Source organism: Paenibacillus sp. FSL H7-0331 (genome assembly GCF_001956045.1).
Window position 1 is genome coordinate 1 of record NZ_MRTH01000088.1, and the last position, 9,005, is coordinate 9,005.

At 43.2% G+C, this 9,005-nt stretch carries 6 protein-coding genes and 1 pseudogene; 6 read left to right on the forward strand and 1 reads right to left on the reverse strand.

Annotation, left to right across the window (positions count from 1 at the left end; genetic code table 11):
* Positions 1-690: 690 nt before the first annotated feature.
* A complete protein-coding gene (locus BK127_RS41060) occupies positions 691-2,211 on the forward strand; it encodes an FAD-dependent oxidoreductase (RefSeq protein ID WP_076238413.1) in 1,521 nt (506 codons plus the stop codon).
* Here BK127_RS41060 and BK127_RS41065 read toward each other — a convergent pair.
* The gene (locus BK127_RS41065) at positions 2,205-3,035 is read right to left on the reverse strand and encodes an AraC family transcriptional regulator (RefSeq protein ID WP_076238414.1); all 831 of its coding nucleotides are present in this window, start codon (positions 3,033-3,035) and stop codon (positions 2,205-2,207) included. The genes BK127_RS41060 and BK127_RS41065 overlap by 7 nt on opposite strands.
* 88 nt (positions 3,036-3,123) lie before the next feature.
* Between BK127_RS41065 and BK127_RS41070 the strand changes: the two genes are divergently transcribed.
* The 5 genes and pseudogenes from BK127_RS41070 to BK127_RS41090 all read left to right on the forward strand — a co-directional run.
* Entirely contained in the window at positions 3,124-4,359 is a 1,236-nt protein-coding gene (locus BK127_RS41070) for a glycoside hydrolase family 130 protein (protein ID WP_076238415.1), read from the forward strand.
* A gap of 329 nt (positions 4,360-4,688) precedes the next feature.
* Positions 4,689-5,645: an ABC transporter permease gene (locus BK127_RS41075; RefSeq protein WP_076238416.1), complete on the forward strand. Its 957-nt coding sequence runs from the start codon at positions 4,689-4,691 to the stop codon at positions 5,643-5,645.
* Positions 5,646-5,656: 11 nt separating this feature from the next.
* Complete coding sequence (locus BK127_RS41080) at positions 5,657-6,532, forward strand: carbohydrate ABC transporter permease (protein ID WP_076238417.1); 876 nt, start codon at positions 5,657-5,659, stop codon at positions 6,530-6,532.
* A 282-nt stretch (positions 6,533-6,814) separates the two neighbouring features.
* Positions 6,815-8,146, forward strand: coding sequence for an extracellular solute-binding protein (locus tag BK127_RS41085; protein WP_341165505.1), 1,332 nt, complete (start codon positions 6,815-6,817; stop codon positions 8,144-8,146).
* A gap of 300 nt (positions 8,147-8,446) precedes the next feature.
* A pseudogene (locus BK127_RS41090) lies at positions 8,447-9,005 on the forward strand (family 16 glycoside hydrolase); the annotation flags it as partial.

Consider the following 9,005-nt stretch of genomic DNA (forward strand, 5'->3'; position numbering starts at 1 on the left):
GTCGGAAGTCAACATCATTATTACATTGAAAGTCGCTTAAATTGCGGCTTTTTTTAGTTATGTAATAGGGTTCTTGTCATCGGTTGATGTCAAGAACCCTATTACATTTCCTATAAATAACAAGAACCTTATTACATTCCCGACGGAGTGACTTAATAATTATTATGTAAACTTATGTTGTCGGTACTCGCTAAGCTATACGATAGAGCAGAATAACGCAGCCCATAATTCCAATAAATGGTACATTTCATTGTTGTGCATGCCATGAAAAGAGGTGTGTTATGAGTGAAGTTCAGAGATGTTCAATGAGGATTGAGGATTATGATAAGATAGCTCATTTTGGCCAAAATTCTTTGGCAATACTATTTCTTTAGAGTTTGATAGTAGAGAAGGGATGAATACCTATTTAATCTAATCAAGAAAAAGAACAAATAGAAATATCTGAGCAGTTATACATGCCATATGCACATATAGATAATGTTCCGATTTATCAAACTACTGATTTTCTACTGTGACTCAGAGGGTGAACACTTTTAAAAAAAGTGCTCACCCTCCGGGTCATTTATATCAAATGGTAGTAATGCTAAAAAAGTAAGATGTATCAAGTTAAAAAGGAAGATCCATCATTCTCGATAGATTAAGGATAGGCTTATAATAATAAACGTAAACGTAATTAGGAGGAGGAATAAAATGTACCAGGAGAAACAGTACGATATTGTAATTTACGGAGGGACTGCGGCAGGTATTATGGCCGCTGTTCAAGCAAAAAAAATGGGTAAAAATGCAGTCGTGATCGAGCCAAGTCAGCGAATTGGGGGCTTGACCACTGGAGGCCTGGGAGATACGGACTTCGGGATGAAGGAAGCTATCGGGGGCTTATCCTTGGAGTTTTACAAACGGGTAGCTCAGAAATATTCACATGACGGAGCTTGCTGGCTGTTTGAACCTAAAGTAGCGCTCGAGGTTTTACAAGATTTGGTGGCGGAACATAACATCGAAGTCATATACGGAGAAAGGCTACGTCTAAAAGACGAGGTCACAAAGAAAGGTTCAAAAATTATCTCCATTTGCATGGAATCCGGGAACCTCTATCAAGGCAAAGTGTTTATTGATGCTACTTATGAAGGGGATTTAATGGGTAAATCGGGCGTATCCTATTTTGTCGGCCGGGAGTCCAATTCACAATATGGGGAGACATTAAACGGCATTCATCCTGGCAATGAACTCAATGAACTACCCAGCGGGATCGATCCATATGTCATTAAAGGGGTGCCCTCGAGCGGCTTGCTTTTGCGAGTCAATCCTCACCGAGGAGGCAACATGGGCGATGGAGACACAAAGCTTCAAGCTTATAACTTCCGCATGTGTTTGACGAATAATCCGGACAACCGCCTGGAGATCGAAAAGCCTGAGGGATATAACGAAGCCGATTATGAAATTTTGTTCCGGGCCATCGAGCAAGGGCAAAGTTCGAAATTTTTTAAATTGAATAAGGTAACTTCGGATAAGACAGATTCCAATAACAACAGTGGCATTTCTACGGATTATAACGGAATGAACCATAGTTATGCAGAGGCGGATTATCTTGAGCGGGAACACATGTGGCATTCTCATCGCCTCTATCAGCAAGGCTATGTGTGGACCATTCAAAATCATCCGCGAGTGCCGGAGGAAATTCGGGCGGTCTACAAGCCATGGGGCTTGCCGCTCGATGAATTTATCGAGACAGGTCACTGGACTCCACAGTTATACATCAGAGAATCCCGCAGAATGATTAGTGACTATGTTGTGACCGAGCATGTGGTCAGATTGGAAAAACCTGTGCTCGATTCCGTTGGAATGGGCTCCTTTGCCATGGACTCACATCACACGCAATATTATGTAAACGAAGACGGGCATGTTAGCACGGAAGGCGGATTTTACGTAAAATTAAAAGCCCCTTATCAGATAAGCTATCAAGCAATTGTGCCAAAACGGACAGAGTGCACCAATCTAATTGTGCCGGTATGTGTTTCGGCTACCCATGCAGCCTATGGTTCGATCAGGATGGAGCCCGTATTTATGATCCTGGGGCAATCGGCTGCGGCTGCAGCCGTTCTGGCACTTGATACGGATGGTATCGTTCAAAATGTAAAGTATGAGCAGCTTCATTCCCTGCTCGTTCAAGAAAATCAGGTATTATACGTAGACGTCCTAAGCACGCATCAATAAGGATTGAACCCATATCCAAATTTGCGCCGGTATTCGCCTGGGGGATGTCCAAATCGTTCGCGGAAAACTCGGCAAAAATGAGGGTAACTCTCAAAGCCTGTCTTTTCAGCAACCTGTTCCAGCGCAAGATTGCTGTAGAGCACCTGCTGCTGCGCAAGCTTTAGCCTAACGTCAATACAGTAGGCGAACAGCGATTGGCCAAAAGCGGCTTTAAACAGATATGAGCAGCGTGAGACGCTTAATCCGACAGAGGCCGATATTTTTTCTAAACTAAGAGGTTCATTGGCATGACTTTCTATAAATAGCTTAAGTTTATGAGCGATATCTGCTCCTTTGGTGCGTTGTTTGCTCTTAATTACTTGCTCCAGTGTCAAACAAAGCGTTCTAAGAAGGTAGTCCATGATCTCCTCTTGGTTCTGCATGACTTTTTTCTTTTCGCTGATAATATGCTTCCATAGGGTAATGACCGTATCGTCAAAGCCAATGTTTGTTTTAGTGGGCAAGTCTTTGTTTTTCCACCACGAGTCCAGCCATTCCCCGTTACCGGCCAGGAAATAGTCGCCGACAGGTTGAACCGCACCCGAATCAGGAGCGCTTCGGGGCTGCACATTGAGTTCGTATGGCTGATCCGGAGGATAGATGAGCAGGTCACCGGGGATGATGGTCTCGGATTTCCCTCCCACCAGTGCGCGACAGGATCCTTCTGACTGAAGCCGGAACATGTAGAAGTTCAGCCCGTCTTTATACGTAACGGAGTGAGGCTTAGTGTGGGTGAAATAATTAGCATAAATGACGCTGGATTGGTGTTGAACTGACCTCGTCATAGGAAGATTCCTCCAGAAAATAACTATTCTGCTCCGATTATATAGTTTCTTCGTTGAGATTGACAGAGAAAAGAGAGGAAAACGGATAATGAAACCAAATTTTAAATATTTAAATAAGCCGGCATTAGAACCGGTACCAGGCTGTGACTGGGCCAGCAAAATGGTGCTGAATCCTGCCATCGTGCAAGATCCAGAGTCGAGCACATTGCATATGTTGTTCAGGGCAACGGGTCCTTGGGCACAAAAGCGGAGAGAAGGCTGCCACGACCCATACCCTATTTTCCTAGGCTATGCTACTAGCGAAGATAATGGGGAAACATGGGAAGCCGATTTCAGCGAGCCAGCGCTATCGCCGGCGTTAGGCTATGAAGAACACGAACTTTACATTGCAGATATTCATGGAAATCGCGTACGCAATTATGCGAATGGCTGTATGGAAGATCCGCGTATCTTCCCAATTGAAGGGGAGCTATACGTTAGTGTGGCTTGTCGTCCATTTCCTCCGGGCCCTTATTGGCTGTCGGATGTCCAGACGAGATTTGAATATGTACCAGAGTGGATATTCAATGGAAGTGAAGCTGAAGACCCCTTTATTAAAACAGCGCGCTCCAATGATACTGTCACGGTTCTATATAAATTAGATTTGCAGCAGTTGAAAATGCGTAACTATAGCGCAGCATTCCATTATATAGGCCCACTGACGGAAGGGCACGTTAGCGATAATCGGGACGTTTTTCTTTTTCCTGACAAAATGATGATTCAAGGGAATTCACAATATGTGATGCTTCATCGTCCAATGAACGTGTTACCGTTCGAGCGAGGAGCTGAAGTGAAGAAACCCTCTATCTACATAGCAGCTGCAAATACGATTGAGGACTTCGCTTCTCCGAAAGCAACGCATCGTCTGCTTGCGACGAGTGTCTTTCACTGGGAGGATAACCGCATTGGTGCAAGTTGGCCGCCAATCCGTGTCTCGGACGACGAATGGCTCGTATCTTATCATGGAAAGAAAGACGTTGTGTTTGGCTACACGCAGTCCTTCATGATTGTGAAGGAGCAGCCGAACGATTTCCCGGTAGTAACACATCGGTGCTCAGAGCGGCTGATGTTCGCAGAAAGAGAGTGGGAGATGCCTTCCGATTATCCGACGCCTTGCTTATTTACCACAGCTGGTATCGTCGTGGGAGATGAGCTGATCATGTCATACGGTGCTGCTGATCAGAAAGTAGGAATTTCTTGGGTCAACTTTAAAGAGTTAACGGATTACATCCGTTGTTTCGACGAGAACGGTAGTGCCATTAAAACATATTCGAAGCAAGATTGAGAAAAAGGGTAACAAAACTAACAGCATCAGCTACTACATATCTATCGGTAAAGCTAAAAGGCATGAGTCCGGTACAGTGCCGAATTCATGCCTTTTAGTATTTTTCGATTGGTGAGGAGTGCTCTTTCATTTATCCAAAACACCTTCTCATAAAAACAGTAAGATTCATCAAGTATAAAAGGAAGATCCATCATTCTCGCCAATCAGGAAAGCGTTTTATAATAGTGTTTGTAGGCTAGTGCCGCAGAGATCACGTCTCGATAGCCGGTGCTTCGAACTTGATAGTAGTCTTTAAGATTAAAATCTAACAACTTGGAGGTGAACGGGATATGAGCGTTAGAACATTGGAAGTGAAACAAGGTGTCGGAACGGTGAAGGTTGGTAAGAATAGGTGGAAACTGTTTCTCACAAACTTAGATCTCTATGTTTTGCTAATTCCGGGACTATTATTTTTACTGCTATTCAAATATACGCCCATGTATGGAATTATCATTGCGTTCATGGATTTCAACATTTTCGATGGGTTTACGGGAAGTAAATGGGTTGGTTTGGCGCAATTCGAGAAATTACTCCATTCGGAAGAATTTATGCAAGTATTTATCAACACACTCTTAATCAGTTTGTACAAGCTTGTGCTTCTCTTTCCAGTTCCGATTATTATCGCGCTACTGCTGAATGAAGTACGTAAGAGCTGGTTCAAGCGTTCGATTCAAACTATTATTTTTCTGCCGCATTTCTTGTCTTGGGTTATTATTTCCGGACTGTTCATTACCATACTCTCCCCAAGCGGAGGTTTGGTCAACAATGTGATTGAGTTTTTGGGTGGTACACCGATATCGTTCTTTCTTGATAATCACTATTTCCGAAGCGTGCTGGTGTTTACCGCAGGTTGGAAGGAATCTGGATGGAACGCGATTATCTTTATTGCGGCGATTGCCGGCATTGAGCAAGAGCAATATGAAGCAGCATCCATTGATGGGGCTGGGCGAATTCGCCAGATGATGCACATTACCCTGCCGGGTATCATGCCTACGATTATCCTGATCCTTGTCTTGCGTCTCGGATATTTACTCGAAGCAGGTACGGAACAAATTTTGACCATGTATAATTCCGTTGTTTATCAATCTGGTGATGTCATTGGGACTTATGTATATCGAATAGGTCTAGGACAGCAAGACTATAGCTTTAGTACAGCAGTAGGTTTATTTAATTCCGTAATTGGATTCCTCTTGATCGTTTTGGGCAATGAGCTCAGCAAAAAAGTCGTCAAGCGAAGCATTTGGTAGGAGGTGCAGCTATGAAAAAGAAAACAATCGGTGACTGGTCCCTAGATATCTGCGTATATGCTACGCTGCTATTGTCTAGCGTGCTTACGCTATTGCCTATGCTCAATGTACTATCCAAAGCATTAAGTAATGAATCAGCGGTCATCTCGGGTAAGGTCGGCATTCTGCCTGTGGGCTTTCAACTAGAAACGATGAAATATGTTGTATCTTCAAGTCAGTTTTTACATTCGATCTCCGTATCCATTATTGTCATGGTTGTGGGAACAGTGCTCGCCATTATGTTGACGGCTTTGACGGCTTACCCACTATCCAAGAAGCATCTGCCAGGAATTCCATTTGTCTTGATCCTGTTCATTTTTACGATGTTGTTTAATGGTGGCATCATTCCCAATTACATACTAATGAAGGAACTCCACCTCATCAATAGTTTGTGGTCCTTAATGCTGCCTGCACTGATTAGCGTGTTTAATCTATTGGTAATTAAGAGCTATTATGAATCTTTACCTGAAGCGTTAGAGGAGTCAGCCAAAATGGATGGGGCTCGTAATTTTACGATTCTTTTCCGTATCATTCTTCCGCTAAGTACGCCGGTTATTGCTACAATCGCGCTATTCTATGCGGTATATTTCTGGAATGACTACTTTCACCCTATGCTGTATATTTCGAAAGCAAGTTTGAAACCATTGCAATTATATCTAAGGGATATTGTCATGGATGCAGATAGCTCGACTGCCCTGAATAGCAGTGTAGACGATATGATGAAAATTTCGCCTGAAGGCATACGATCGGCGACAGTTATTGCTTCTATTATTCCGATGCTGCTCGTCTATCCGTTTCTCCAAAAGCATTTCGTCAAAGGTGTTCTGATTGGCTCAGTGAAAGGCTAGAACTTGCGTTAATGCCATCTACGGCTTAATGATAGGATTACATAATGAACTAGGGAGGGTTTTTGTATGTTGAAGAAAAACAAAAAGCTGATGCTCGTTTCGCTTACAGCTTGCTTGTCAGCTTCATCGCTCGTTGCTTGTTCCTCAGGTGGTACCAGCTCAAGTAGCTCCACGTCACCAGCATCAGTATCAGCACCGACGGCAGCGGCTGTAAAGCCGGAACTAAAGTCTCTGCAAATTTGGCAAAAGGATGATTATAACACGTATCCTGTTGCTACATATTTGGAAAAAGCGACGGGTTATAAAGTTCAGTATGATATGCTTCCACAGGATAAACCCCAAGATAAACTGAATATCCTGATTGCTTCGGGAGAGCCATACGATGTGGTGACTACAGCAGGAACCACAGATTTTAAAGCGCTTTATTCCGATTATGCGAAAAAGGGGGCATTAGTGGATCTTGGACCGTTAATTGATAAATACGGGCCGAACATTAAAGCTGTCATTGATCCTGAAGCTTTAGAAGCTGCCAAGGTAGATGGGAAGCTATATGCCATTCCAACGAAAAGCACCAAGACTGTTAATACAGATTTATACATTCGGCAGGATTGGTTGGATAAAGTCGGACTCAAAATGCCGACAACACTTGATGAACTTGTTACAGTTTTGAAAGCGTTTAAAGAAAAAGATCCAGGCGGGAATGGCGATGGGAATATTCCTTTAACCGTCGGTGGTGATTCATCCTTTATTCCAAATATTGTTGGTGCTTTCGGCATGCCGAATTTCTGGAATGATGTGAATGGTAAATTAACACCTCGTGTGTTGGATCCCGCCTTCAAAGATTATGCAGCGTTTGTATCTGATTTATTTAAACAAGGCTTAATTGATAAAGAATTTGCTGCCAATAAGGCAGCAACTACGAAAGAGAAATTTACAAGCGGTAAGGCCGGTATTCTTATGATGAACTGGTCGGATGTCCCTACGATTGCTGATGCTTTAACGAAAAATATTCCAACTGCGAAAGCAACGTTTATCCCTGCAGTGCAAGGTAAAGATGGTAAAACAGGCCTATCTGCTTCGAAAGGCTTTGACCGTATTACCTTCATCCCAAAAGCATCCAAGCATCCGGAAGATGCCATTAAATGGATGAATGCGAAGCTGGAAAAAGATACGTTCAGAACGATGGCTATTGGGGAAGAAAATAAACATTACACGCTCAAAGATGGTGCATATTCACCGATCCAACCGATCTTTACCGATGAGCGGAATCAAGCGAATAACTTCTTAACGGGAACGGACGATAAGAACTACCCAATTTATTGGCAGGCACGTGTACGTAAGGATATGCGTCTGTACGATGCCTGGAATTCATTGAATGGATTAGCGCCTGAACCTACCAAAGTAACTGATCTTCTAGGTTACGCACCATATATGGTGGAATTCTCCAAGAACTTTCAAAGTCTAAATACGCAATCTAACGATTACACAACCAAGTTAATTTTTGGTGCTGAGCCGTTTACGGGGATTGATGCATTCATTGCCAAATTCAAATCATCAGGCGGGGACGCTAGCTACAAAGAAGTCAATGACTGGTATGCAACTGTGAAAAAGTAAGTAATTCATCATTATTTTACAATAAGAGGAGAACTTGCTTGCACGACTGACGTAGGATCTCCTCTTGTCTGTGTTTTCATCTATATAGACGATAGTTATTCAACGATCTTATTGGGCCATGCCTAAACAAATAAGATAATTACTTCATGAAAGGGGAGAGAATGCCGCAAAATAGATTTGTTTGTTATTGCGTAAAATGTCAGCGCTTTCAATAATTCGCAAGCAAGGACCTTGTTTGGCGTACGAAGCTTCGCTGCCTTACTATCGGTGGGCAGTGAATAATCTTAAGGAGGTATATTCATGTTTACAATGACAAGAAAATTAGTCGGCCTGTTGGTAGTGCTTGCCATCATAATCATAGGTTTGTTATCCCGAACGGTTGGAGCAGCTCCAGCTACGATTCAGAATTACCCGATGCCATCCATCTATACCGCATCCAGTGTATTTTCATTGAAAGCGGATAACCAATCAATTCCTGTGATCAACTATAAGGATGACTATGACTACGCTCAATTTTCTTTTGCCGGCACGGTCAGTATTGAGGTTACTGCTAATGTGCCGATTACATCCTATTCCATCAGTCCAATGGCCAAGAACATCGAGGGGACGGTTAATGGGAACAAGCTAACGTTTACGCTTTCTTCCTCAACCTATGTGATCGTAAAAATCAATGACCAGACGAAGAGAATTGTCATCGCAGCAGATCCCTTGGAGACGAATATTCCCCCGTCCACAGGTGCCGGGATTTATAATGTGACCCATTCGCCATACAACGCGGATAATACGGGGACATCGATGGCATCGAACGCGATTCAGCAGGCTATCGATGCCGCCTATCAAGCTGGCGGTGGCATTGTAT